Origin of the sequence: Stenotrophomonas maltophilia R551-3 (assembly GCF_000020665.1) — a bacterium.
In the GTDB taxonomy this organism is placed as follows: Bacteria; Pseudomonadota; Gammaproteobacteria; order Xanthomonadales; family Xanthomonadaceae; genus Stenotrophomonas; species Stenotrophomonas maltophilia_L.
This window is the reverse complement of sequence record NC_011071.1, coordinates 4,023,882-4,047,475: the sequence shown is the minus strand read 5'-3', so window position 1 is coordinate 4,047,475 and position 23,594 is coordinate 4,023,882. Positions and strand designations below refer to the sequence as shown.

Genomic DNA, 23,594 nt, shown 5'->3' with positions numbered 1-23,594 from the left:
GGCCGGCATCTGATGCTTCTGGGGGTTGCCGGCCAGCGGCCGGCACTACCCCTTATCCACGCAGGGCGTGGATCTACTTCGCGGCCTTCTTGACGGCCTTCTTGGCTGGCGCCTTCTTCGCGGCAGCCTTCTTCACCGTTTTCTTGGCAGGGGCCTTCTTGGCGGCGGCCTTCTTCGGTGCCGCCTCCTTCTTCACCGCCGCCTTCTTCGCAGGTGCCTTCTTGGCCGCGGCCTTCTTGCCGAAGCCCTTGCGCACCGGCTTGCCGGTTTCTTCCATCAGCTGCTGTACTTCGGCCAGGGTCAGCGACGCCGGTTCGCGATCCTTGGGGATCTTGCCGTTCATCCTGCCGTCGCTGATGTACGGGCCGAAGCGGCCGTTCAGCACCTGGATGTCGCTGCCCTCGAACTCCTTGATGATCCGGTTGCGCGCGATCTCTTCCTTCTCTTCGATCAGGAACACGGCGCGGGCCAGGTCAATGGTGTACGGGTCATCTTCCTTCTTCAGCGAGGCATAGGTGCTGCCACGCTTGGCGAACGGGCCGAAACGACCGATGCCGACGCTGACGTCCTCGCCCTTGTCTTCACCCAGGGCACGCGGCATCAGGAACAGCTCCAGCGCGTCTTCCAGGGTGATGGTGTGCATCGACTGGCCCGGACGAAGCGAGGCGAACTTGGGCTTCTCCTCGGCGTCCTCGGCGGTGCTGCCGATGGCCGCGTACGGTCCGAAACGGCCCAGGCGCACGCTGACCGGCTTGCCGGTCTTCGGGTCGGTGCCCAGTTCGCGGGCACCGCTGGCCTCGGCGCGATCGACCGATTCCTTCTTGTCTTCGACCAGTTCCTTGAACGGTTCCCAGAAGCGCGACATCAGCGGGATCCACTCTTCCTCGCCGCGCGAGACGGCGTCGAGCTCGTCCTCAAGCTTGGCGGTGAAATCGTAGTCCACGTACCGGGTGAAGTGGCTGGACAGGAACTTGGACACCGCGCGGCCGACATCGGACGGGCGGAAGCTGCGGCCTTCCATTTCCACGTACTTGCGGAACAGCAGGGTCTGGATGATCGAGGCGTACGTGGAAGGACGGCCGATGCCGTACTCTTCCAGCGCCTTCACCAGCGCCGCTTCGGTGAAGCGCGGCGGCGGCTGGGTGAAATGCTGGTCGGCGACGATGCGTTCGAGCGGAATGCGGTCGCCGGGCTTCATCGCCGGCAACTTGCGGCCTTCGTCCTCGTCCTCGGCGCTCTTGTTGTCCTTGCCTTCTTCGTACACGGCCAGGAAGCCGGGCACCACCACGGTGGTGCCGCTGGCGCGGAACACGTGGTCGCTGCCGGCCGACAGATCGACGCTGACGGTGTTGAGCGTGGCCGGGATCATCTGGCAGGCCACTGCACGCTTCCAGATCAGTTCGTACAGCTTGCGCTCGTCATCGGTCAGGTAACGCGAGACCTGCGCAGGAGTGCGCAGTGCCGAGGTCGGGCGCACCGCTTCGTGCGCTTCCTGGGCGTTCTTCGACTTGGTCTGGTAGGTGTTGGGCTGGTCCGGCAGCGAGGCGATGCCGTAGTCACGGGCGATCACGTCGCGGATCTCGGCCAGTGCATCCTGCGACAGGTTCACCGAGTCGGTACGCATGTACGAGATCAGGCCGACGGTGCCTTCGTCACCAATCGCGACGCCTTCGTACAGCTTCTGCGCCACCTGCATGGTCTTGCGGGTGGTGAAGCCGAGCTTGCGCGAGGCTTCCTGCTGCAGCGTGGAGGTGGTGAACGGCGGTGCCGGGCGACGCTTGCGCTCCTTGCTGGCCACGTCGGTGACGTGCAGCGCACCCTGCGCGGCCTGCTGGATGCGCAGGCGGGCCGCCTCGGCGGTGTCGCCATCTGTGACGGTGAACTGCTCGAACTTCTGCCCGTCCAGCTTGATCAGCTTGGCGTTGAAGTGCTGCGACGGGTGCGCGCACTCGGCGGCGATCGACCAGTACTCGCGGGCGATGAAGGCTTCGATCTCTTCCTCGCGCTCGACGATCATGCGCAGCGCCGGGCTCTGCACGCGGCCGGCGGACAAACCGCGCTGTACCTTGCGCCACAGCACCGGCGACAGGTTGAAACCGACCAGGTAATCCAGCGCGCGGCGCGCCTGCTGGGCATCGACCAGGTCGCTGGCGATCGCGCGCGGCTGGCTGATCGCTTCCTTGATGGCGCGCGGGGTGATCTCGGTGAAGACCACGCGCTGCATCGGCTTGTCCTTGACCAGCCCGCGTTCCTTCAGGATCTCGGCGATGTGCCAGCTGATCGCCTCACCCTCGCGATCCGGGTCGGTCGCCAGCAGGATGTCGTCGGCGCTCTTGGCGGCCTTGGCGATCGCATCGACATGCTTTTCGTTCTTGTCGATCACGTCGTAGTGCATGGCGAACCCGTTGTCCGGGTCGACTGCGCCTTCCTTCGGAATCAGGTCACGCACATGCCCATACGAGGCCAGGACGGTGTAGTCCTTGCCGAGGTATTTGTTGATCGTCTTGGCCTTGGCCGGCGATTCGACGATGAGCAGGTGCTTGGGCATGTCAGGAAAGGTCTGTGGGCGGACCGGGGGAAGGGGCCGCTAGGGTGGAGCAAACGGCCGCATTAGTGAAGCGGCCACGGGCAAATCCATAAACTGAACGCCCGGTAGTGTGCCGGGCGTTCAGGTTTCACCTTATTAGAGGAATCACGCCCGGCCAGCCCATGTCAAGCAGCGAGGCGTGAGGATGGTCGTTCATGAGGCCATCTTGGCGATGAAGCCGACCGCTGCCACCAGCAGGACCAGGCCCGCCAGCGACAGCAGGGCGGTCAGGACCAGGACCAGGATGGTGACCGTGCCCAGTTCCCGACGCTGCAGCTGCGGCTGGTCGGTATAGGCCCAGCGGTCGACCACCAGGGTGTCGCAGATCATGTCGTGCAGGCCCTGCTTGCGCTCGGTGAACGCTGCCATCAGGAAGCCGATGCCGAGGGTGAAGCTGCTCAGCAGCATGGCCCAGTAGCGACCGAAGGCGCGGGCCTTGGTCAGGCGCTCGCCGTTGCCGCGCACGACCTTGATGCCGACCGCCATCTTGCCCAGTGTGGCACCGCCCCGCGAGGCATGGAACCAGGTGTAGTAGGCCATGCCGATGCCGAGGTTGATCAACGCACTGGCCAGCTGCGCGACGATTTCGATGGACGATTCGCCACTGCCGACCGCACCCATGCTGGCGCCGAGGACCACGCCGAGGATGGCACCGATGATGCTGCCCGGGATGACCAGCACGAAGTAGTCGATCATGTAGGCCGCTACGCGCTTCCAGAAACCGGCGTAGATCACTTCGCCGCCCATCACTGGCTGTACATGGCCGGCGGTACCGGCGGCGGCCGGTGCGTTGTACGGCGAGCTGCTGATGGCGCCGGTGCCGGGCAGCGGCGCGGTGCCGTTGTCGATGGCGGCATAGTCGCCGCGCAGGTCGAAACCGCCACTGCCGGTGGCAGTGCTGGCATCGGCCAGCGTCTGCAGTCCGAGCTCGTCGACCACCTGGCGCAGCGCAGCCCACTGCGCCATGCCTTCATGCCAGACCAGGGTGTCCAGGTTCAGTTGGCCGCGCTGGAAGCGCTGGCGGATCTCCTGGACCGGCAGAGGGCCCTGGCGTTGCTGTCCTTCGGCGTAATACCACTCAGTCATTGCATGTTCCCTGTTGGGTCGTCCTTGGAGGGGCTGGCGTGCGTGCGGCTCAACCGCGGCACGACGGCGGCAGGTACTTGTCGTCGCTTTCGCCGGTGCATTCCCAGCGGCCGCTGTCGCGGTCGTATTCCAGCCACAGCAGGTCGCCGTCGATGCTCTTGCCGGGCACGGCCAGGGTGGCTTCGATACCGCAATGGCCGTTGTTGAAGCGGCCGATGTTCACCGCCGACAGGCCGGCATGGGCGAAGTCGCCAGGTGCCGGGAAGCCGGCGTCGTTGGCGCCCGGGCAACGACCTTCGTCATCGGCGAAATGCTGGACCTGGTCCTTCAGCGGTTGCAGCACGGTCACCGCGCCAGCGACCTTGGCACGCAGGGTGTAGTCGTTGTAGGCCGGCAGGGCGATCGCGGCAAGGATCGCAATGATCGGCACAAGGACCAGCAGCAGGCCGCCGCCGATGATGGCGGTGAGCGCGCAGCCGGAGAGTTTCTTTTTCGGAGGCGGCAGGGCCGTCGTCGCCGTGCTGGTGGCATAGGGTGTGGACGGCGGCAGCACGGGTGGCTGCGGCGGAGGCGGCGCTGTCGCCACCGCTTCCGGCTCGGGTTCGGCGGCGCCCGCAGGGATATCCAGTGCCGGTACGATCAGGCCGAGTTCGTCGACGACCGTGCGCAACGGCTGCCATTGCGGCAGCCCGTCGCGCCAGACCAGGGTGTCCAGGGAGATCTGGTTGTTGCGGAACAACTCGACCAACTGTTCCGCCGGCAGCGGGCCTTGCTGCCGGTTGCCTTCTGCGTGGAACCACTCGCTCACGGGGACGCTCCTGAATGCGCTATGCCCCCAAGTGTACGGTCAGTGCAGGGGTTCTGGCTCGTCCATGAACATCTGCGTTTCCATCCAGGCATAGGCCGCTTCGGAACCGGGCTGGTTGAACAGCACCATCAGCACGACCCATTTCAGGTCATCCAGGTCCAGTTCGTCCTGGTCCAGGGCCATGGCCCGGTCCAGCACCAGCTCGCGCTGGTCGGCGTCGAGGATGCCGTGCTGTTCCAGGTACAGCAGGAAACCACGGCATTCCACGTCCAGCTTGTCCAGCTCGGGACCGTGATAGACGCGCACGGGGCCATCGACCCTCGCCTGGGCCACGCTCGGCCGCTGCGCGGCCAGGGCGTCGAGCCAGTCGAACGCCTTGTTGATCTCGGTTGGGCTGAAACCGGCCTGGATCAGGCCGTTCTGCAGCGAATCGCGGTCACGGATCAGGTCCGCATCTTCGCTGAAATAGTGTTCAAACAGGTACAGCAGTACGTCCAGGATGCTCTCTTTCATTGCCCCTCGGCCTGCGTCGCGCGACGCTGTGGAGGTGAAGAAACTAGGGAGTTCGACAGTAGCGGCCGTGTACGCACACCACGATTCCCGCCAGTTCCATGGCCAGCAGCATGGAGGACACCTGTGACGCCGTCAATCCACAGCGCGTGATCAGTGAATCCATACCGCTTGGGTTGTGGTCCAGGGCCCGCCACAAGCACTGGTAGTCAGGGTCGTCGGCCCAGCGCGCCGGCAGGAGCGCCGGCGGTGCCTGTTCAGTGGGGGTGGCCAGCCGCGATTGCAAGCCCGGCAGCTGTTGGCGCAGGGCCGGGGCCAGCAGCTCCAGCACTTCCTCGGGGCGCTCGACCAGCGCGGCACCTTCACGGATGAGGCGGTGGCAACCCGCCGCGCGTGGGTTGAGCACCGAGCCGGGCAGGGCGCAGACCTCGCGTCCGGCCTCGGCGGCCAGGCGGGCCGTGATCAGTGCGCCGGAGCGTTGCGCTGCTTCGACCACCACCGTGGCCAGCGCCAGCCCGGCCACCAGCCGGTTGCGCGCAGGGAAGTGACCTGGACGAGCCGGTGTGCCTGGCAGGTACTCGCTGAGCACCGCGCCTTCGGCGGCGATCCGCGCCTGCAGCCGGGCATGGCTGTCCGGGTAGGCCCGGTCGGGGCCGGTGCCGATCACTGCCACGGTGCAACCGCCGGCCTCCAGCGCGGCCAGGTGGGCGGCGGCGTCGATACCCGCGGCCAGCCCGCTGGTCACCGCCAGCCCGGCTTCGACGAAGCAGCCGGCAAACCGGGCTGCCAGCGCGCGTCCGCCCGGTGTCGGCGAGCGGCTGCCGACCAGCGCCACCGACGGGCGCCAGGCCAGGCTGGGGTCGCCGGCCACGAACAGTGCCAGCGGCGGGTTGGGGACGTCCAGCAGGGACGGAGGAAAGGCCGGATCGCTGAAGGCCAGCAGATGCTGGCTGTCGCCCTGCAGCCAGCGCAGGCCCGTCGCCCAGGTCCGCGTATCGGGGCGCTCCAGTGCCGCGCACTGTTCCGGCGTGCAGCCGTGCGCGCGCCAGTTCGCGGCGCCCTGCGCGATCGCAATCTCCGCGCTGCCTGCGGCCTGCAGCAGGGCCCGCCGTGGCGCCAGCGCGCCGCCTGCCATCAACAGGCGCAGCAGCGCCTCGTCAGCTTGGTTGGTCATCCCCCCACTATCGAGTGCATACAACAAAGGCGCCCTAGGGCGCCTTCGCATGTGGCTGTCAGACTTTGCCGGAGGTGTCTGCAGGCCAGCGGCCGGCACTACCTGCAGTGGCCGGGCAACCCGGGACTGGTTACTTCGCGTCCGGGTGCAGGGCGTTGTAACCCACGCGCACCGGCTTCACACCCTGCATCACCAGCGCGTAGCTGACGTTGTCGAAGGTACGGAACACCATCGCGTGCGCAGCATATTCGTCTGGCAGCGAGACCCGGCCGGCGCCGCTGCTGAGCGAGTCGTCCATGCGTGACGAGGTCGGGTACTTCATGCGGTGCGCCACATGGCGGCCCGGCCGCCACAGCGAGAACACCGTGCCGTTGTCCACGCCCTGGGCACGACCGGCCGAAATCGCGATCACGTCGCGCGGGCCCCCGGCGGTGAACATGTCGGTGACAGCCAGCACGCGCACATCGACGCCTTCGACACCCGCAGCCGGTACATGCGGCACGAACTGCAGGTCGTACGGTTTCGCCTCGATCGGGACCAGTCGGTCGCCGACACGCACTTCGCGGCCGCCCACGTTCTTGTCCAGCACCAGGGTGGAGGCCTCGACCTTGCCGTCGGCAACCCGGGTGATGGTGCCGGTGGCAAGCTGGGCCAGCTCGTAGCCGAGCACGCCGCGACGCGCGTTCGGTGCGCTGTAGGCTTTCCACAGGTTGCCGCTGCCCGGGGTGACGTCGCCATTGGCCGACAGGTCCTCGGTCGGCTTGGGCTGTGCATAGCGTACCGTCGGGCGGACCACGGCCCAGCGCTGGCCCAGCTGGGCGTCAGCCAGCCGCACGTAGGCGGTATCGCCGCCGGAAACGCGCAGGCGGCTGTCTTCCAGGCTGACCACCTGGGGCAGCTGCTCGATGCTGTCGACCACGCTCAGCTGCTTCAGGAACGGCTCGACCTGGGCCAGCGGAATGGCGTCGATCGGAGCCTCCTGGCGCGGGCCGGGCTGGGCTGCCACGGTCACCCGGTCCAGATAGGCCAGGCTGAGCACGTCACCGGGATAGATCAGGTGCGGATTGGCGATCTGCGGATTGGCCTGCCAGATCTCCGGCCACAGCCACGGCTTCTGCAGGAAACGTGCGGCGATATCCCACAACGTATCCCCTTTTCGGACCACATAGGTGTCCGGGTGCCCGCCATTCACTTCCACGGCGGTAGCATAGGCAGCCACGGTCAGCATCGCCGCGGCGACGACCGTACGAAAACGAAGCAACATAGGTGTGAAGCCCTGATTCCCCAACAGGTCCGCGCACTATAGTCCAGAAACCGGGGCGCAAGGCAAGCGTTGCAGCTAGAATCTGCGACGTATGCCGGCGTGCCGGCCCCCAATCCGGAAACTGCCATGGCTCTTCTCCCCATTCTCGAGTTCCCCGATCCGCGCCTGCGTACCAAGGCTGCGTTGATCGACGCTGCCGAAGTCACCACGCCGGCCTTCCAGGAACTGGTCGACAACATGTTCCAGACCATGTACGACGCACCGGGCATCGGCCTGGCCGCCACCCAGGTGGACGTGCACAAGCGCTTCATGGTCATCGATGTCAGTGAAGAAAAGAATGAACCGCATGTGTTCATCAACCCGGAAATCGTCGCCAAGGACGGGGGCCGGGTGTACCAGGAAGGCTGCCTGTCGGTGCCGGGCATCTTCGCCGACGTGACCCGCGCCGACACCATCACCGTGAAGTACCTGGACCGTGATGGCCAGCAGCAGGAGCTGGAGGCCGGCGAAGTGCTGGCCACCTGCATCCAGCACGAGATGGACCACCTGGACGGCAAGCTGTTCATCGACTATCTGTCGCCGCTCAAGCGCGAGATGGTGCGCAAGAAGCTGGCCAAGCAGCGCAAGCACGTGGCGTGATCGCCAATCCGGGCCGCCCTTGGGGTGGCCCGTGCCTGCGCGGCACGCGCGGGCTGTACGGCGCCGGCCGACGGCGCCGTTTTTCTTTCCTGCACGAATCCATCCTGCAAGTGGGGTAGCCATGAGGATTGTCTTTGCCGGTACGCCGGAATTCGCGGTGTCGTCGCTGCGCGCGGCCGCGCGCCATCACGAGGTCGTCGCTGTCTACACCCAGCCTGATCGCCCCGCCGGCCGTGGCCGTGGCCTGGCGCCGTCGCCGGTCAAGCTTGAAGCCGTGGCCCGTGGCATTCCGGTCTACCAGCCCGAGTCGTTGAAGGACGAGGCCGCCCAGCAGCAGCTGCGCGACCTGCAACCGGATCTGATGGTGGTGGTGGCCTACGGCCTGATCCTGCCCAAGGCGGTGCTGGCCATTCCGACCCATGGCTGCTGGAACGTGCATGCCTCGCTGCTGCCGCGCTGGCGCGGTGCCGCGCCGATCCAGCGTGCGATCCAGGCCGGCGATACGAAGACCGGCGTGTGCCTGATGCAGATGGAGGCTGGCCTGGATACCGGCCCGGTGCTGCTGCACCAGGAGCTCCCGATCGCCACCACCGATACCGGTGGGCAGCTGCACGACAAGCTGGCCGAACTCGGCGCGCAGGTGCTGTCTGATGGCCTGGGCCTGCTGCGCGCGGGCATCAAGCCGGTCGCGCGGCCGCAGCCGGAGCAGGGCGTGACCTACGCGCACAAGCTGGACAAGGCCGAGGCCCGGCTGGACTGGGTACTGGATGCCGGCGCGCTGGCGCGCACCGTGCGCGCGTTCAACCCGTGGCCGATCGCCGAGGCGAGCCTGGCTGGCGAACGCGTGCGCATCCATGGCGCAGTGGCGCTGGATCTGGCCCATGGCCAGGCGCCGGGCACGGTGCTGGCGGCCAGCCGCGACGGTATCGACATCGCCTGCGGCCAGGGCGCGCTGCGCCTGCGCGTGCTGCAGCGTGAGGGTGGCAAGGCGATCACCGCCGCCGACTACCTCAACGCCCGCCGCGACCTGCGCGTGGGGGCATAAGCGGTGTCGAAGCAGAACGATTTCTCCGTCGCCAAGGCGGCGCCGGGCGCGGCCACGCGCATGCTGGCCGCACGCGTGCTGGCACAGGTGTTCACCCGTGGCCGTTCGCTGAAGGCCGAACTGGCCTGGGCGCTGCCCAAGCTGGCTGACAGCCGCGACCGCGCACTGCTGGAAGCGCTGTGTTTCGCGGTCCTGCGCCGTCGCAGCACCTATGACGCTGCCCTGCAGGGCTGGATGCAGAAGCCGCTGTCGGCCCGCGATGCCGACCTGCGCACGCTGCTGATGGTCGGGTTCGCCCAGCTGGACGTGCTGGAGCTGCCTGCGCATGCGGCACTGTCGGCCACGGTCGATGCCGCGCGCGCGCTGGGCCGCGAGCGCCAGGCCGGCCTGGTCAACGCAATCCTGCGCCGCGCACAGCGCGAGGGTTTCCCGGAGCAGCCCGCACGCGACGCCTTCCCGGAATGGTTGGCCGATGCGGTGGAACGCGATTGGCCGGCACAGGCCGACGCGATCTTCAGCGCCAGCCTGCAACCGGCGCCCCTGTGGCTGCGCGCCAACCGCCAGCAGGGCGGCCGTGACAAGGCACTGGCAGCGCTGGCCGAAGCCGGCATCGCTGCCGAAGCAAGTACGCTCAGTGCAGATGCGTTGCGGCTGGCGGTTCCCGTTGCGGTGAACCAGCTGCCGGGGTTCGCCGAAGGCGCGTTGTCGGTGCAGGACCTGTCGGCGCAATGCGCGGCAGATGCCCTGGCGCCGGCGTCTGGTGCGCGCGTGCTGGATGCCTGCGCGGCACCCGGTGGCAAGTCCGCGCATCTGCTTGAACGCGATCCGAGCCTGCGCCTGCTGGCACTGGATATCGATGCCCGCCGCCTGGCGCGCGCACGCGATACCTACATCCGCACCGGCGTGGGTGAGCACGTACAGACCCTGGCCGCAGATGCCAGTGATCCCGGTTCATGGTGGGATGGCGTGCCGTTCGACGCGATCCTGCTGGATGCGCCGTGCTCGGCCACCGGCGTGATCCGCCGCCAGCCGGATGTGATGTTCCACCGCCGTGCCGAGGACATCGACGCGCTGGTCGGCGTGCAGGCGCGCTTGCTGGAAGCCTGCTGGTCGATGCTGCGCCCGGGCGGCGTGCTGCTGTATGCCACCTGTTCGATCCTGCGCGCCGAGAACATCGATCAGGTGCGCGCGTTCCTGAAGTGGCATCCGGATGCCGTGGCGCAGCCGCTCGGCGACGCGTTCGGCGTGGATTGCGAAGGGGTGGCACGCCAGCGGCTGCCGGGTGAAAACGACGCTGACGGTTTCTTCTACGCGCGTCTGCTAAAAACAGCCTGACCCCCGCTGCCGTTTCGAGTCTCATGCTGAAAACCCACGCGTCGCGCCAGACGTGGTTGTTGGTGGTGATGGCCCTGCTGGTGCTGGGGGCTGGCCTGGGCCTCCGTGATCCGTGGCCATCGGATGAGCCACGTTTCGCGCTGGTGGCCAGGCAGATGGTCGACAGTGGTTACTGGTTGTTCCCGCATCGCGGCACCGAACTGTACGCGGACAAGCCGCCGATGCTGATGTGGTGGCAGGCCACGCTGTACGGCCTGGTCGGCCACTGGCGGGTGGCGTTCCTGCTGCCTTCGCTGCTGGCCGCGCTGGGCACGCTGTGGTGCGTGGTCGATCTCGGCCGCCGCCTGTGGACGCGGCAGGTCGGGCTGTACGCGGGCTGGGCCCTGCTGTTCGCACTGCACTTCACCTTCCAGGCGAAGAAGGCGCAGATCGATCCGCTGGTGATGCTGTTCATCACCCTGGCCAACTATGGCCTGCTGCGCCACCTGCTGCTGGGCCCGGCCTGGCGCTGGTGGTGGCTGGGCTGGTTCTTCGCCGGCATCGGGGTGATCACCAAGGGCGTGGGTGTGTTGGCGTTGCTGATGATCGTGCCGGCCGCCATTGCTTCGGCCCTGCATTGGCCCCGTGTGTCCCTGCACGCGCGCGATGGGCGCTACTGGCTGGCGCCGCTGGCCTTCCTGCTGGCGGTGTCGTTGTGGCTGGTGCCGATGCTGCTGGCCGGGCTGGGCACCGGCTCGGACGAGTACCGTGCCTACATTGACGACATCCTGTTCCGGCAGACGGCGCGTCGCTACACGCAGTCCTGGGACCATCACCAGCCATGGTGGTACTTCTTCGGTGTGATGCCGTCGATGTGGATCCCGGCATTCCTGGCGCTGCCATGGGCGATTCCCGCCTGGCGCCGGCGCCTGCGGCGGCGTGATTCACGTTACCTGCTGCCGCTGGCCTGGTGGTTGCTGGTCGTGCTGTTCTTCTCGATTCCCCATGGCAAGCGCGATGTCTACATCCTGCCGGCATTGCCGATGTTCTGCCTGGCGCTGGCGCCGTTGCTGCCCGGGCTGCTGAGACGGCGCGATGTGCAGGCCGTGCTTGGCGTGTTCACGGTGTTGTTGGCGGCAGGCCTGGCGCTGGTCGGGGCGCTGGCGCTGCTGGGCGAGCCGGGCTACGAGCTGCGCCTGGCCCTGGATCGCGGGCTGCTGCCCGGTACCACCGATGCGCTGGCATGGGCGGTGCTGGCGATGGGGATCTGGGCGGCACTGAGCGTGTGGGTGTTCGGGCGACGTCGTGCCCATCTCGCTCTGGTTTCGACCCTGACCGTGGCTTGGGTGCTGTACAGCCTGATCGGCTACCCGCTGCTGAACGATTCAAGCTCCGCGCGCGGTCTGATGCGCGAGGTCGGTGTGCGCATCGGTCCGGAGGCGCAACTGGGGCTGGTGGCCTGGAAGGAGCAGAATCTGCTGATGGCCGATCGCCCGGCGGCGACCTTCGGCTTCGAGGACCGCTGGCACGCGCAGTTGCAGGCCGCCGTGCGCTGGCAGCGACTGGCGCCGCATCGTCGCTGGCTGCTGGTGAATGAAGACGCGCTGCAGGGGTGCGTCGACCGTTCGCGGGCCGCGGTGGCCGGTATCTCCAATCGTCGCCGCTGGTGGCTGGTCCCCGCCGGGGCGGTGGTTGGCTCGTGCACGCCGACGAGGGCGGAGCTGGCGCGTGAGTATCGCCTGCAGGGCCCGCCCGATGAGGACTGAACGAATGAAGCATAAACAGGGCGGGAATGCGGCAACCGGCAGGGCGCTCTGGCCTAGAATGGGCACCGCTCCCGGCACCGTGCCGGTTTTCCGCTACCGACCCGCCGACCGCATCACGTGATCCCGCTTTCCCCGCCCAACACCCGCACCACCGGCCTTCTGGCTGGCGCCTACACCTTGGTGCTGGGTGCGTTGCCGACGCTGTTGATGATCACCATGGAGGGCGGCAGCGCCGGCTTCTACCTGGCGATCCTGTTGTCGATCATCCTGCTGTTGACGCCTTCGGCATCGCCGGCCCTGCTGCCCGGCTCAGCCAGGCGTTATGGCTGGATGGCTGCGGGCATGGCGGTGATGTTGATCGGCGTGTTGACCAGCCTGGCGGTTCACGGCATCTGGAAGGGCTCGGAAGTGGAGAAGGCGGCGCGGCTGCTGTCGATGCTGATGATCCTGTTCGCTGCATTGCGGGTGCCGCGCGCGATTCTCTCCCGCGCTTTGCTGGGAACCTTGCCGGCGGTGTGGTCGGCAGCGGCGATCATCGGCTGGCTGGCGCTGGAAACCGGCGTGCGGCCTGCGACCCAGCAGTTCAACGCGGTGACCTACGGCGATCTGACCCTGCTGTTCGGTGTGCTGAGCCTGTTGTCGCTGGGCCTGCCGGTGACCCGTTTCACCAGGATCGAGGCAACGCTGAAGCTGCTTACCGGTATCCTCGGCCTGATCGCATTCCTGTGGACCCAGACCCGTGGCGGCCTGCTGGCGATTCCCTGCTTCCTGCTGATCGGGCTGCTGGTGATGGGCCGTCGGCTGGGCCGCATGAAGATCCTGCTGGGCCTGGTGCTGGCGGCCGGCGTGGGGGTCATGGCCACCCATGATGGCGCGCTGCGTGATCGCATCGATGCCGGTGTCAACGAGTATGGCGACTGCAGTGCCGACCATCTGGCCGACACCTCGGTCTGCATCCGCCTGCAGCTGTGGACCGCGGCGGGTTACATGATCCGCGAGCAGCCCGTGTTCGGTGTCGGTGGCGGCGATCGTTTCCGCAGGGAGCTGGAGCGGCTGGCCGCCGAGGGCAAGGTCTCGGCGATGGTCGCGCGTGACTTCGGCGAGACCCACAACGACCTGCTGTACTTCCTGGCCACCTACGGTGTGCTGGGTGGGCTGGGCCTGGTGCTGGTGTACCTGGCGCCCGCCCTGGTGTTCCTGCCACGCCTGTGGCGTGGTGATGAACGATCGCGGTTGCATGCTGCGGCGGGCCTGAGCATCTGCGTGGCGTTTGCCGTCTTCGGCGTCACCGAGATGATGCTGCGTGACATGCGCACCGCCTCGTTCTACGCCGCCTGGGTGGCCCTGCTGCTGGCCCTGTCCGAACCGCGCAGTGGAACTCAGGACGCCGCCAGCACCGCCTCGTAGCTGGCCAATGTGGCCTCGGCGAAGGTCTGCAGGCCGAATTCGGCCTGCGCATGGCGACGCGCGGCCATGCCCATCGTCGGCAGGGCGTGCCGCTGTTCGTACATTGCCTGCACCTGCGCTGCGATCGCAGCGACATCGCGGGTGGGTACGACCCAGCCGTCCACGCCCTGCTCGATGTTCTCCGGCAGGCCGGCGTAGTCACTGACCAGCATCGGCTTGCCGCTGGCCATCATCTCGCGGCAGGCGAAGGAAATCGTCTCGATGTCGTTGGACAGCACGAAGCCAGCATCACCGGCGGCGATCAGCGCGCGGGTATCACCCAGCAGGCCGGTGAAGTGCACCTGCGCGGCGACCTCACCCAGGGCCTGCACCTGTTCGCGCTGCTGTGCGCTGGGCAGATGGCCGGCAACCGCCATGTGCACATGGGGCCGGACCGCGTCGGGGAGCAGGACGATGGCCTGAGCCAGGTCGATCCAGCCTTTGTAGTCGTCGGTACCGGCGTTGCTGACCAGCACCAGCGCCAGCGGGTCCCGCGTCCATTGCTGGCGAAGTGCGTGGCCGCTTCCGGCGGGCAGCGGCGAGTAGCGCTCCAGATCGACACCGTTGCGGACCACGTCGATCGGGCAGCGCCGGTACGGCCCCTGTTCCAGCAGGCGTTTGGTGTCGGCTGACACCGCGATCACGCGGTCGGTGGCCCAGCGCGCACGGAAGGCATTGCCCAGCGTATTGGTGGGCTTGCTGTTGTGCTTGGTCAGCACGATCGGCGGGCGACGCATGCCGAGCAGGCCCTGCATCACGAAGCGATGATCGCGCGCGCCGTTGACGTGGACCAGATCGATGCCTTCGTCGCGGACCCGCCGGCGCAGCGCGCGCTGTTCGGCCAGCTGCTGCGGCAGGGTTGGCAGGCCGCTGCCGAAGGCCATCGGCACGGCGGTGGCGATGCCTTCCTCGGCAACGGTACGCAGCAGGCGGCTGTCGGCGGGCGCGGCGACGTGGAGCGTGTGCTGGCCATGCAGGGCACGCGCAAGCGACACGATGTACGTGGTGTGGCCGCCACCGTCGCCATAGTGGAAGTTGGTGTACAGGATTTTCATGGGGGAATCTTCAGGCAACGCGCGGGCAGTGTGACACAGCCGGCTCAGGGCCGGTCCGGACGGACCACGGGGTCGGCCACCGCCTGACCGTTGCCCAGCATCCACAGCATGATGGTCTTCTGTCGCACGTAATTGGCGCGAACATAGGCGTAGACCAGGCCATGCCAGCCGTCGCGGAAGCCGCCGCGGAACAGGAAGCCGCGCCAGAACCGCCAGGCCGGCGCCAGCACCAGCTTGCTCAAGGTGGCCCGCTTGCCGCGCGCGAATTCGTGCTCGGCCATCATCCGCGCGTACTTCTCGGTCTTGGCCAGCTGCTGCTGCAATGAGCGGTAGGGGTAGTGGATCATGTCGCCATGCAGGGTAGCGACGCTGCCGTCGACGCTGGCCGCCTCGTGGATCTCGCGCTTGCCGCGCCAGCCGCCCTGGCGGCGGTCGAACAGGCGCATTACCCGGTCCGGGTAGGCGTTGCCATGGCGCAGGAACCTGCCGAAGTATTCCGACAGGCGGGCGAAGCGATAGCCGGCATGGCCGCTGAAGCCACCGTCACGGGCCTGTTCGATGGCCGCACGCAGTTCCGGGCTGATGCGTTCGTCGGCATCCAGGCACAGCACCCAGTCGTGGCTGGCCTGCTCGACGCAGAACGCCTTCTGGCTGCGGAAGCCCTCGAACGTGCGCTGCAGCACGCGGGCGCCGGCGGCCTCGGCGATGGCCACGGTGGCGTCGCTGGAATACGAGTCCACCACCACGATCTCATCGCAGAAGGACAGCGAGGCCAGGCAGTCGCCGATGCGCCCGGCCTCGTTGAACGCGATAATGCAGGCCGAGATGCGAGGCCGTTCGGTGGGAGCGGTCGTGGAGGACATGATGGCCGGGTACCTGTTGTTTGCGACGGAGCGTTATGCGCTGCCTATTCTCGCCCCGTTGGCGCAGGCCTTGCACGCCTCCGGGCAGGAGGTGGCAGCCTGGTTCGAAGGCGGCGCCGCGGGCGGTGCCCTGCCGGGCGTGCCGAACGTCGGCTTGAAGCAGGCCCTGGCGATGCGCCCGCGGGCGGTATTCAGCGCCGCCAACTGGGTGCCGACCTTCCTTTCGGGGGCCAAGGTGCAGCTGTTCCATGGGTTCAATGTGGAGAAGCGGGACAGTGCGCGCGGCCACTTCCGGGTGCGCGGCATGTTTGACCTGTACTGCACCCAGGGCCCGGCCACCACCGCGCCGTTCCGCGAGATCGCCGCCCTGCAGGGCCATTTCGCGGTAGCAGAGACCGGTTGGCCGAAGCTGGACCCGCTGTTCCGCGACGATGGCGGCGAGAGCGCTGCGCTGCGCGCGCCGGCGGGCGAGCGCCCGGTGATCCTGTTCGGTTCGACCTTCACCGAGCGGCTCAGCGCGGCCCCGCACCTGCATGCTCACATTGCCGCCGACATCGCCGCCGGTGAGCGCTACTGGCTGCTGACCCTGCACCCGAAGTGCCCGCCGGAGCTGTTCGAGCGCTACCGCGCGCTGGCCGGTGCCAATGCCCGTTTCATCGAGCCTGAGCAGGTGATGGCCGCGCAGCGTGCTGCCGATGTGCTGGTGTCGGATACGTCGTCGATCGTTTCGGAGTTCATCGTCCAGCACAAGCCGGTGGTGACCTTCCGCAACCGCGTGCCCAAACCGCACATGATTGACTTCGACGATGCGGCGCAGCTGCCGGCAATGCTGCAGCGCGCGCTGCATCCGGACGCCGCGCTGCAGGCGGAGATCGTGCGCTACGCCGATGCCATCCACCCGTATCGCGATGGCCTGTCCAGCGAGCGGGTGATCACCGCTACCGAGGATTTCCTGTCCGGCGAAATGGGCGCGCTGCGGCGCAAGCCGTTCGGCACCTGGCTGCGCGATCTGCAGATCCGCAAGGACCTGGGGTATTGGGGCCCGTCGCAGCGTTGAGGTAGTGCCGGCCGCTGGCCGGCAACCCGGGAGATGTCTGCAGTTGCCGGCCAGCGGCCGGCACTACCTGTAGTGCTTACCAGCGCAGCTTGCGCCGTGCCAGCGCCGCAGCCAACTGCTCCATCACCTGCTGCGCCTGCGCGCGCGGCAGGTGGTGCAGGGTCAGCGCCACGTCGCCATGCGCACCGGCGGTGTCCAGTTGCAGGCTGCTGGTGCCCAGCAGCTTGTCCAGCGGCGAACGCTGCAGGCGCAGGCCCTGCACCTTGTCCAGTTCGGCCCAGCGCCACCAGCGCTTCCACCAGCCGCCGCGCACCGCGACGTAATGATCGTCCAGGTACCAGCCCATGCGCGCCATCTGCCGGTGCGCGACCAGCAGTGCCACCGGCAGCCAGGCCAGCACTACCAGGCCCCAGGGCCCCCAGCGCCAGTACCCGGCCACGGCCAGCAGGGGCACCACCAGCAGCGCGCCCAGGCACAACCGCCACCAGCCACGCTGCGGAATGGCCTGCCACTGCAGCGGCGGCCACTGCAGCTGCGGCAGCAGGTGCTGCACCAGCTGCTCGCAACGCGTACGGGACGCCAGCGGCGCCAGTTCGCGCAGGGCGCGGTCCTCATCGCGCGAGGGCCCGCCAGCGGCGCTGTCGATGCGCAGCTGGCGCAGGCCGAACCAGCGATGCAGGGTGCTTTCGCGCAGTGTCCAGGCCTGGATGCGGCGCCGCGCCACGCTGCTGCGGGTGCGGCTGAGCAGGCCGGCCGATACGGTCAGGCGGCGCTCCTGCTCACTGAGGGTGAAGCCGTGGTAGCGCAGCAGGGTCAGCACCACCGACAGCGCACGCAGTGCCAGCCACCCCAGCAGCAAGGCCGCGGCCAGCAGCAGGAAGGCGCCGGCCACGCCGGGGTGCAGGTGGCTGGCATAGCCGAAGGCCTCGCGGCCGCCGCGCTGGAGGGCGTCGTCCATCACCGGCCGCGGCACGGTCTGGAACAGCACGCCGAACGCGGCGATCGCCAGCGCCCAACCGCGGTTGGAGAGCAGCCCCATGCGCACCACGTCCCAGCTCGACAGGCGCAGCAACACGTGTTCGCTGTCAGCGTCGGCCACCTGCCCTGATGTGGCCACGTCGTCAGCCTGTGGCGCCTGCCCGCGTTGGCGCACCAGCCGTTCCAAGGCCAGTGCCTGGTCCAGCTTCAGTACCCGCATCTCCGCTTCCGGACGCACGCCGCCGGCCGATTCCAGGCGCAGCTCGGCCACGCCGAACAGGCGGTGCAGCGGGTTCTGCCGCACTTCCACGTTGTGGATGCGGGCGAACGGAATCTCGCGCCGGTTGCGCGCGAGCAGGCCGCTGCGCACGGTGATCGCATCGCTGCCGATGCGGTAGCGGTAGCTGAGGTACTGCAGCACCGACACCAGCACCAGCACGGCAATCGCCGACAGCGGAATGAGCTGGGCCCACATCGGATCGCGGTCACCGCGCTGGCCGAACACCAGCAGCGCCACCAGCGGCAGGAAGTAGTGGCGCAGCTGCATCAGCAGCACGAACAGCCACGACCACGGGTGCAGGCGATGATCCTCGCCACCGTTGGGCAGCGACGCGGGCAGGGGGGGCGGCTGGCTCACAGGGCGTCGGCGTCCTGGTCGAGCTGGTGCGAGAGGGTGTCGCGCAGGCGCTCGGCATCGGCCTCGTCCAGGCCGCTCACCGTGACCGCGCTCATGCGGGTGCCGGCGGTGTGCACGATCAGCGTGGCCAACCCGGCACGGCGCTCCAGCGGACCACGGCGCAGGTCCAGGTGCTGTACGCGCGAAATGGGAATGCGCGTTTCCAGCTGCCACATCAGATCGCGGCGCAGGCCCAGTCCCTGCGCATCCAGGCGCCAGCGGGTGCGGGTCAGGCGCCGGCGGCCGAGCCAGGCGCCGAACACGATGCCCACCAGCAGCCCGACCGCAGCGCCCCACAGGCCGGCGGGCAGATCGAAGAACCACCAGGCCGCTGCGAGCGGAAGGCCTGGCACGAACAGGCCGCCGAACGCGCCTTCCAGTGCTGCCAGGCGCGCGGCGCGTGCTGGCAGCGCCTGCCAGTCAGAGGTGAGCAGTGCAGGTATCGAGGCTTCGGTCACGCGGGCTCCGTCAGGCAGCAGGGCAGGCGATGGCGGCGACGGCCGCATCGCGCAGACGGTAGCAGGTCGGCCGTATTACTGGGCAGCCTGGATCAGCGCGTCGACATCCAGCATGTGGCCGGCACGATCGGCCTTGGTACGCAGGTAGTGTTCGTTCTCGGCGGTGATCTCGCCGGTGACCGGGATACAGTCCAGCACCTCGATGCCGGCGTTGCGCAGGCGCTGCGCCTTGGTCGGGTTGTTGCTGAGCAGGGCCACGCGCGCGATGCCCAGGCCCCGCAGCATTGCCACCGCGCTGCCGTAGCGGCGTTCGTCGGCACCAAAGCCCAGCTGTGCATCGGCGTCGATGGTGTCCAGGCCGTCGTGCTGGTAGCCGTAAGCACGCATCTTCGCGGCGATGCCGGTGCCACGGCCTTCCTGGTCCAGGTACAGCAGCACGCCGCCGCCCAGTTCCTTCAGCTTGCGCAGGCCACGCCGCAGCTGGTCGCCGCAGTCGCACTTGAGTGAACCGAACAGGTCGCCGGTCAGGCAAGAGGAATGCACCCGCACCGGGACCACGGCTGACAGGTCCGGTTCGCCGACGATGATCGCCACCTGGTCGCGCTGGGCCACGCCGCCGCGGAACACCGCGAAGGTGGTCATGCCGACGTCGCGCAGCGGCACCGGTGAACGTGCCACCAGTTCGTAATCGTGGGCGGCATGCGCCGCGCCTTCAGCCAGGTCGCACAGCGCGACTTCGGCCGCGCCATCGAAGGTGCGGTCATCGGCGTCCAGGCGCACCGCCACCATCGCCGGCAGCAGCAGGCCAAGCCGGGCCAGTTCAACAGCGCCGGCATCGAAGGCGTCACCGGCGCTCCAGCCGTCCGGCATCGGGCCCGGCTCGCGCAGGTAGCCCAACGAGGGCAGGGCGTCGAAGGCAACACCGGCCAGCGGCAGGCGCGCACCTTGCGGGGCCTCCACGCCAAGCACGCGGGCGCGGGTGGCGGTCAGGAACAGGTAATGCCGCTCGCGGGCGGCACTGGCGAAGGCGGCGAAGCTGCTGGCCGTGGCGCTGTCCAAGGCGATTACCGCCAGGCGCTGGCCCTGGCCATCGTGGAGCAGGACCGGGCGACCGGCACGCAGTTCGGCCACCGCGCGCTCGCAGCGGATCGCGGCCGGATCGCCGAACAGGGAAGAAGCAGACATGGCAGGACCGGGGGAGGCAGACATCGGTGTCTCTATGGGGGCGCCAGCGTCGTATTCAACGTGCTGCGGCGGTCTGTCGCAGGCCGGCGGGAGCGGCTTTCAGTGCGGATGCTCTTCGGTCGCATACGGGTCTTCCTCGTCGCTGCCCGGTGGTCGCAGGGTATAGCGCTTGTAGGTCCACTGGTACTGCGACGGGTCGCGGCGGGCGATCCGCTCGATGCCGGCGTTGAGCGCGGTGGCGGCCACCTGCGGGTCCGGGTCGGCCACGGCCGGGTCGGTCGGCTCGATGTGCAGGGCGAATTCCATGTCCGGGCCGATCCGCTCGCACCAGCCGTACAGCACGGTGGCCCCGGTGCGCTCGGCCAGGCGGTTGACCAGGGTCATGGTCAGTGCCTGCACACCGAAGAACGGCACGAACACGCCATCGCCGGCCTTGGGCTGCTGGTCGGGCAGGATGCCGGTGGCACCGCCGTCCTTGAGTACCTTGAACAGCTGGCGCACGGCCGGGCCTTCGGCGCGCACCTGCTGCACGTTCTGGCCGCCGCGCACGATCTGCAGGAAGGCGTCGCTGGCCTCGTCCTCCGGCGGCTTGTAGACGATGGCGATCTGCCCGCGCGAGGCCAGCCACTGGTTCAGCAGCTCCCAGTTGCCGAAGTGCGGCGCGGCCACGATCACGCCCTTGCCACTGGCCAGCGCTGCGTCGTACAGGGCCTCGCCATGGCGCTGTTTCAGGTGCAGGCGCAGGTTGTCGGCGGGTTCCTGGCTCCACAGGCGCAGGGTCTCGATGGCCTGCAGGGCGGTGGAGCGCAGCAGCTCGCGGTGCAGCTGGTCGCGCGCGGTGCGGTCCAGTTCCGGATAGGCCAGTTCCAGGTTGCGCCGGGTGACGCGGCTCTCGCGGGCGTTGAGATTGATCCACGCCCACGCCAGGGCGCGCGCGAATCCCCGCAGCAGTGGCCAGGGCAGGCGGGCGAACAGGGTGGTGGCGCGGTAGACCAGCCGGGCTTTGCGTTGCGGATTCATCGGTGCCAGTTTAGCCAAGGGCGCTGCTATCGTGGCCCGCCCGTTCATTGGAAGCCCCAAGATGCTCGTCCTGATCCAACGTGCCAGCCAGGCCGCCGTCCATGTGGATGATGAAGTGGTGGGGCAGATCGGCCCCGGCCTGCTGGCGCTGGTGGGGATGGAGCCGGGCGATACCGAGGCCCAGCTGCAGCGGATGGCCGAGCGCCTGCTGGGCTACCGGGTGTTCGCCGACGAGGCCGGAAAGATGAACAGATCATTGCGCGACACCGGTGGCGGGCTGCTGCTGGTCAGTCAGTTCACCCTGGCCGCAGATACCCGTTCGGGCATGCGCCCGAGTTTCACCAGCGCCGCTCCGCCGGCAGAGGCTGAACAGGGGTTCAATCGATTTGTCGAGATCTGTCGTGAAAATCACGCGCCGGGGGTGGAAACGGGCCGATTTGGTGCCCATATGGTCGTCAGCCTGGTCAATGACGGTCCCGTGACCTTCCTTCTCAGGCCCTGAGCCTGCGGGACCACCGCCCGGCAGGCGGGGCCCCGGGCTGGTATAATGCTACGTTCCCTATTTCTCCCTAGCCGGTGGCGCGAGCACTACATGGCCAACGAACGTCCTGCCCAATCCGAAATCAAGCAACTGATCAGCAAGGGCCTGGAACAGGGCTACCTGACCTACGCCGAAGTCAATGACCATCTGCCGGACGACATGGTCGACCCGGAACAGATCGAAGACATCATCGGCATGATCAACGGCATGGGCATTGATGTCCATGAAGTTGCGCCGGATGTGGAAACCCTGCTTCTCAATGATGGCAACACCGGTAACCGCGAAGTCGATGACACCGCGGCCGAAGAAGCTGCCGCCGCGCTGAGCGCACTCGACACCGAAGGTGGCCGTACCACCGACCCGGTGCGCATGTACATGCGCGAAATGGGCACCGTCGAGCTGCTGACCCGCGAAGGCGAAATCGCCATCGCCAAGCGCATCGAGGAAGGCCTTTCGCAGGTGCAGGCCGCACTGGGCCAGTTCCCGGTGTCGGTCGAATCGCTGTTGAACGATTACGAAGCCCACAAGGAAGGCAAGAAGCGCCTGGCCGAAGTGATCGTCGGCTTCAACGACCTGGCCGAAGAAGTTGCCGCGCCGGCCGCGCCCGCTGCCTCCGATGACGGTGACGACGCAGGCGCCGACGCTGACGAGGAAGAGGACGATGATGTCGACGGCGGCGATGAAGAAGCCGCACCGACCGGTCCGGACCCGGAGGAAGTCGCTGCGCGCATGCAGGCGCTGAGCGATGCCTTCAATGCCTTCAAGAAGGCTGTGGCCAAGGGCGACAAGAAGAGCCTGCTGAAGCTCCGCGAGGAGATGTCGGCGGTGTTCGTCACCCTGAAGCTGCCGCTGCCGCTGACCGACGTGCTGACCAAGCAGCTGCGCGACACCATGGCCGGCATCAAGTCCCATGAGCGCCGCGTGCTGAACCTGGCAACCGTCACCGCGCGCATGCCGCGCAAGGATTTCATCCGCTCCTGGGAAGGCAACCAGACCAACCTGGAGTGGGTGGAAGACGCACTGAAGCGCAAGCAGAAGTGGTCTTCGGCCCTGCGTGAAGTGAAGGACCAGATCATCGCCGAACAGCAGGCGACGATCGACATCGAGAAGCTGACCCAGCTGGACCTGGACGATCTGAAGGAACTCAGCCGTGCCATGGCCTACGGCGAAGCCAAGGCGCGCAAGGCCAAGAAGGAAATGGTCGAGGCCAACCTGCGCCTGGTGATCTCGATCGCCAAGAAGTACACCAACCGCGGCCTGCAGTTCCTCGACCTGATCCAGGAAGGCAACATCGGCCTGATGAAGGCCGTGGACAAGTTCGAATACCGTCGTGGCTACAAGTTCTCCACGTATGCGACCTGGTGGATCCGTCAGGCCATCACCCGTTCGATCGCCGATCAGGCGCGCACCATCCGTATCCCGGTGCACATGATCGAAACGATCAACAAGTTGAACCGCATTTCCCGCCAGATGCTCCAGCAGTACGGCCGCGAGGCTACGCCGGAGGAGCTGGCCAAGGAAATGGACATGCCGGAAGACAAGATCCGCAAGGTGATGAAGATCGCCAAGGAGCCGATCTCGATGGAAACCCCGATCGGCGACGACGAGGATTCCCATCTGGGCGACTTCATCGAGGACACCAACGTGGAGTCCCCGATCGAGAACACCACCAACATCAACCTGTCTGAAACCGTGCGCGACGTGCTGGCCGGCCTCACCCCGCGTGAAGCCAAGGTGCTGCGCATGCGCTTCGGCATCGACATGAACACCGACCACACCCTCGAGGAAGTCGGCAAGCAGTTCGACGTGACTCGCGAGCGCATCCGCCAGATCGAAGCGAAGGCCCTGCGCAAGCTGCGTCACCCGAGCCGCTCGGAGCAGCTGCGCAGCTTCCTGGATATCGACTGATTTCCAGCGACTGTTGAAGCCTTGAGAGAAACCCCGCTTCGGCGGGGTTTTTCTTTGCCCACCACATCCCTGTAAAGCCGAGCCTTTGCTTGGCTGAGACTTATAATTACGTAACAAATAATGTAACAAAGGCCCGCGTCGAAGCTGGCTCTTCGTGAATATGTCCATTATTTTCAAGCTCATAGGTGCACGACCGCGCTTGCAGTCCCGCTTT

Annotated in this window: 20 protein-coding genes; 8 read left to right on the top strand and 12 right to left on the bottom strand. The window is 67.5% G+C overall.

Annotated elements, in window-relative coordinates; genetic code table 11:
* Positions 1–73: 73 nt before the first annotated feature.
* From SMAL_RS18235 to SMAL_RS18210, 6 genes are all read right to left on the bottom strand, one after another.
* The gene (locus SMAL_RS18235; protein ID WP_012512224.1) at positions 74–2,548 is read right to left on the bottom strand and encodes a DNA topoisomerase I; all 2,475 of its coding nucleotides are present in this window, start codon (positions 2,546–2,548) and stop codon (positions 74–76) included.
* Positions 2,549–2,740: 192 nt separating this feature from the next.
* Positions 2,741–3,673, bottom strand: coding sequence for an RDD family protein (locus SMAL_RS18230; RefSeq protein WP_006395961.1), 933 nt, complete (start codon positions 3,671–3,673; stop codon positions 2,741–2,743).
* Between the two features lie 49 nt (positions 3,674–3,722).
* Entirely contained in the window at positions 3,723–4,481 is a 759-nt protein-coding gene (locus SMAL_RS18225) for a pilin (protein WP_012512223.1), read from the bottom strand.
* A gap of 39 nt (positions 4,482–4,520) precedes the next feature.
* A complete protein-coding gene (locus tag SMAL_RS18220; RefSeq protein ID WP_005411195.1) occupies positions 4,521–4,994 on the bottom strand; it encodes a DUF494 family protein in 474 nt (157 codons plus the stop codon).
* A 43-nt stretch (positions 4,995–5,037) separates the two neighbouring features.
* The gene (dprA, locus tag SMAL_RS18215) at positions 5,038–6,165 is read right to left on the bottom strand and encodes a DNA-processing protein DprA (RefSeq protein WP_012512222.1); all 1,128 of its coding nucleotides are present in this window, start codon (positions 6,163–6,165) and stop codon (positions 5,038–5,040) included.
* 130 nt (positions 6,166–6,295) lie between these two features.
* Positions 6,296–7,429 (bottom strand): LysM peptidoglycan-binding domain-containing protein, encoded by a 1,134-nt coding sequence (locus tag SMAL_RS18210; RefSeq protein ID WP_006395834.1) that lies wholly within the window; start codon positions 7,427–7,429, stop codon positions 6,296–6,298.
* 126 nt (positions 7,430–7,555) lie between these two features.
* On the opposite strand from SMAL_RS18210, the gene def reads away from it, so the two are divergent.
* From def to SMAL_RS18185, 5 genes are all read left to right on the top strand, one after another.
* A complete protein-coding gene (gene def, locus SMAL_RS18205; RefSeq protein WP_006395832.1) occupies positions 7,556–8,068 on the top strand; it encodes a peptide deformylase in 513 nt (170 codons plus the stop codon).
* Between the two features lie 121 nt (positions 8,069–8,189).
* On the top strand, positions 8,190–9,113 hold the full coding sequence (gene fmt, locus SMAL_RS18200; RefSeq protein ID WP_006395830.1) for a methionyl-tRNA formyltransferase: 924 nt from the start codon (positions 8,190–8,192) through the stop codon (positions 9,111–9,113).
* 3 nt (positions 9,114–9,116) lie between these two features.
* Entirely contained in the window at positions 9,117–10,448 is a 1,332-nt protein-coding gene (gene rsmB, locus SMAL_RS18195) for a 16S rRNA (cytosine(967)-C(5))-methyltransferase RsmB (protein WP_012512221.1), read from the top strand.
* Positions 10,449–10,471: 23 nt separating this feature from the next.
* Complete coding sequence (locus SMAL_RS18190; protein WP_012512220.1) at positions 10,472–12,193, top strand: ArnT family glycosyltransferase; 1,722 nt, start codon at positions 10,472–10,474, stop codon at positions 12,191–12,193.
* 117 nt (positions 12,194–12,310) lie between these two features.
* Positions 12,311–13,600 carry an O-antigen ligase family protein gene (locus SMAL_RS18185; RefSeq protein ID WP_006395824.1) on the top strand — a complete coding sequence of 430 codons (1,290 nt, stop codon included), beginning with the start codon at positions 12,311–12,313 and terminating at the stop codon, positions 13,598–13,600.
* On the opposite strand, the gene SMAL_RS18180 is transcribed toward SMAL_RS18185, so the two are convergent.
* Complete coding sequence (locus SMAL_RS18180) at positions 13,573–14,694, bottom strand: glycosyltransferase family 4 protein (protein WP_012512219.1); 1,122 nt, start codon at positions 14,692–14,694, stop codon at positions 13,573–13,575. The two genes, SMAL_RS18185 and SMAL_RS18180, sit on opposite strands and share 28 nt — an antisense overlap.
* A 44-nt stretch (positions 14,695–14,738) precedes the next feature.
* A complete protein-coding gene (locus SMAL_RS18175; protein WP_012512218.1) occupies positions 14,739–15,557 on the bottom strand; it encodes a glycosyltransferase family 2 protein in 819 nt (272 codons plus the stop codon).
* Here SMAL_RS18175 and SMAL_RS18170 point away from each other — a divergent pair.
* Positions 15,556–16,614: a CDP-glycerol glycerophosphotransferase family protein gene (locus SMAL_RS18170; RefSeq protein ID WP_032973195.1), complete on the top strand. Its 1,059-nt coding sequence runs from the start codon at positions 15,556–15,558 to the stop codon at positions 16,612–16,614. The two genes, SMAL_RS18175 and SMAL_RS18170, sit on opposite strands and share 2 nt — an antisense overlap.
* Positions 16,615–16,690: 76 nt before the next feature.
* Here SMAL_RS18170 and SMAL_RS18165 read toward each other — a convergent pair whose 3' ends face one another.
* From SMAL_RS18165 to SMAL_RS18150, 4 genes are all read right to left on the bottom strand, one after another.
* Positions 16,691–18,229, bottom strand: a complete 1,539-nt coding sequence (locus tag SMAL_RS18165) for a PH domain-containing protein (protein ID WP_012512216.1) — start codon at positions 18,227–18,229, stop codon at positions 16,691–16,693.
* Positions 18,226–18,774 carry a PH domain-containing protein gene (locus tag SMAL_RS18160; protein ID WP_012512215.1) on the bottom strand — a complete coding sequence of 183 codons (549 nt, stop codon included), beginning with the start codon at positions 18,772–18,774 and terminating at the stop codon, positions 18,226–18,228. The genes SMAL_RS18165 and SMAL_RS18160 overlap by 4 nt, the downstream gene beginning before the upstream one ends.
* Before the next feature lie 27 nt (positions 18,775–18,801).
* Positions 18,802–19,935, bottom strand: coding sequence for a GTP cyclohydrolase II RibA (gene ribA, locus SMAL_RS18155; protein ID WP_012512214.1), 1,134 nt, complete (start codon positions 19,933–19,935; stop codon positions 18,802–18,804).
* A gap of 75 nt (positions 19,936–20,010) precedes the next feature.
* Complete coding sequence (locus tag SMAL_RS18150) at positions 20,011–20,931, bottom strand: lauroyl acyltransferase (protein ID WP_012512213.1); 921 nt, start codon at positions 20,929–20,931, stop codon at positions 20,011–20,013.
* A 61-nt stretch (positions 20,932–20,992) separates the two neighbouring features.
* Between SMAL_RS18150 and dtd the strand changes: the two genes are divergently transcribed.
* The gene (gene dtd / locus SMAL_RS18145; protein ID WP_012512212.1) at positions 20,993–21,433 is read left to right on the top strand and encodes a D-aminoacyl-tRNA deacylase; all 441 of its coding nucleotides are present in this window, start codon (positions 20,993–20,995) and stop codon (positions 21,431–21,433) included.
* Between the two features lie 90 nt (positions 21,434–21,523).
* Positions 21,524–23,380 carry an RNA polymerase sigma factor RpoD gene (gene rpoD / locus SMAL_RS18140; protein ID WP_012512211.1) on the top strand — a complete coding sequence of 619 codons (1,857 nt, stop codon included), beginning with the start codon at positions 21,524–21,526 and terminating at the stop codon, positions 23,378–23,380.
* Positions 23,381–23,594: the final 214 nt, after the last annotated feature.

Excerpts from the sequence above, each read along its gene's own strand:
- SMAL_RS18235 (WP_012512224.1), bottom strand. The coding sequence starts at position 2,548 with ATGCCCAAGCACCTGCTCATCGTCGAATCGCCGGCCAAGGCCAAGACG.
- SMAL_RS18230 (WP_006395961.1), bottom strand. The coding sequence starts at position 3,673 with ATGACTGAGTGGTATTACGCCGAAGGACAGCAACGCCAGGGCCCTCTG.
- SMAL_RS18220 (WP_005411195.1), bottom strand. The coding sequence starts at position 4,994 with ATGAAAGAGAGCATCCTGGACGTACTGCTGTACCTGTTTGAACACTAT.
- dprA (WP_012512222.1), bottom strand. The coding sequence starts at position 6,165 with ATGACCAACCAAGCTGACGAGGCGCTGCTGCGCCTGTTGATGGCAGGC.
- SMAL_RS18210 (WP_006395834.1), bottom strand. The coding sequence starts at position 7,429 with ATGTTGCTTCGTTTTCGTACGGTCGTCGCCGCGGCGATGCTGACCGTG.
- def (WP_006395832.1), top strand. The coding sequence starts at position 7,556 with ATGGCTCTTCTCCCCATTCTCGAGTTCCCCGATCCGCGCCTGCGTACC.
- fmt (WP_006395830.1), top strand. The coding sequence starts at position 8,190 with ATGAGGATTGTCTTTGCCGGTACGCCGGAATTCGCGGTGTCGTCGCTG.
- SMAL_RS18190 (WP_012512220.1), top strand. The coding sequence starts at position 10,472 with ATGCTGAAAACCCACGCGTCGCGCCAGACGTGGTTGTTGGTGGTGATG.
- SMAL_RS18180 (WP_012512219.1), bottom strand. The coding sequence starts at position 14,694 with ATGAAAATCCTGTACACCAACTTCCACTATGGCGACGGTGGCGGCCAC.
- SMAL_RS18170 (WP_032973195.1), top strand. The coding sequence starts at position 15,556 with ATGATGGCCGGGTACCTGTTGTTTGCGACGGAGCGTTATGCGCTGCCT.
- SMAL_RS18175 (WP_012512218.1), bottom strand. The coding sequence starts at position 15,557 with ATGTCCTCCACGACCGCTCCCACCGAACGGCCTCGCATCTCGGCCTGC.
- SMAL_RS18160 (WP_012512215.1), bottom strand. The coding sequence starts at position 18,774 with ATGCGGCCGTCGCCGCCATCGCCTGCCCTGCTGCCTGACGGAGCCCGC.
- ribA (WP_012512214.1), bottom strand. The coding sequence starts at position 19,935 with ATGTCTGCCTCCCCCGGTCCTGCCATGTCTGCTTCTTCCCTGTTCGGC.
- SMAL_RS18150 (WP_012512213.1), bottom strand. The coding sequence starts at position 20,931 with ATGAATCCGCAACGCAAAGCCCGGCTGGTCTACCGCGCCACCACCCTG.
- dtd (WP_012512212.1), top strand. The coding sequence starts at position 20,993 with ATGCTCGTCCTGATCCAACGTGCCAGCCAGGCCGCCGTCCATGTGGAT.
- rpoD (WP_012512211.1), top strand. The coding sequence starts at position 21,524 with ATGGCCAACGAACGTCCTGCCCAATCCGAAATCAAGCAACTGATCAGC.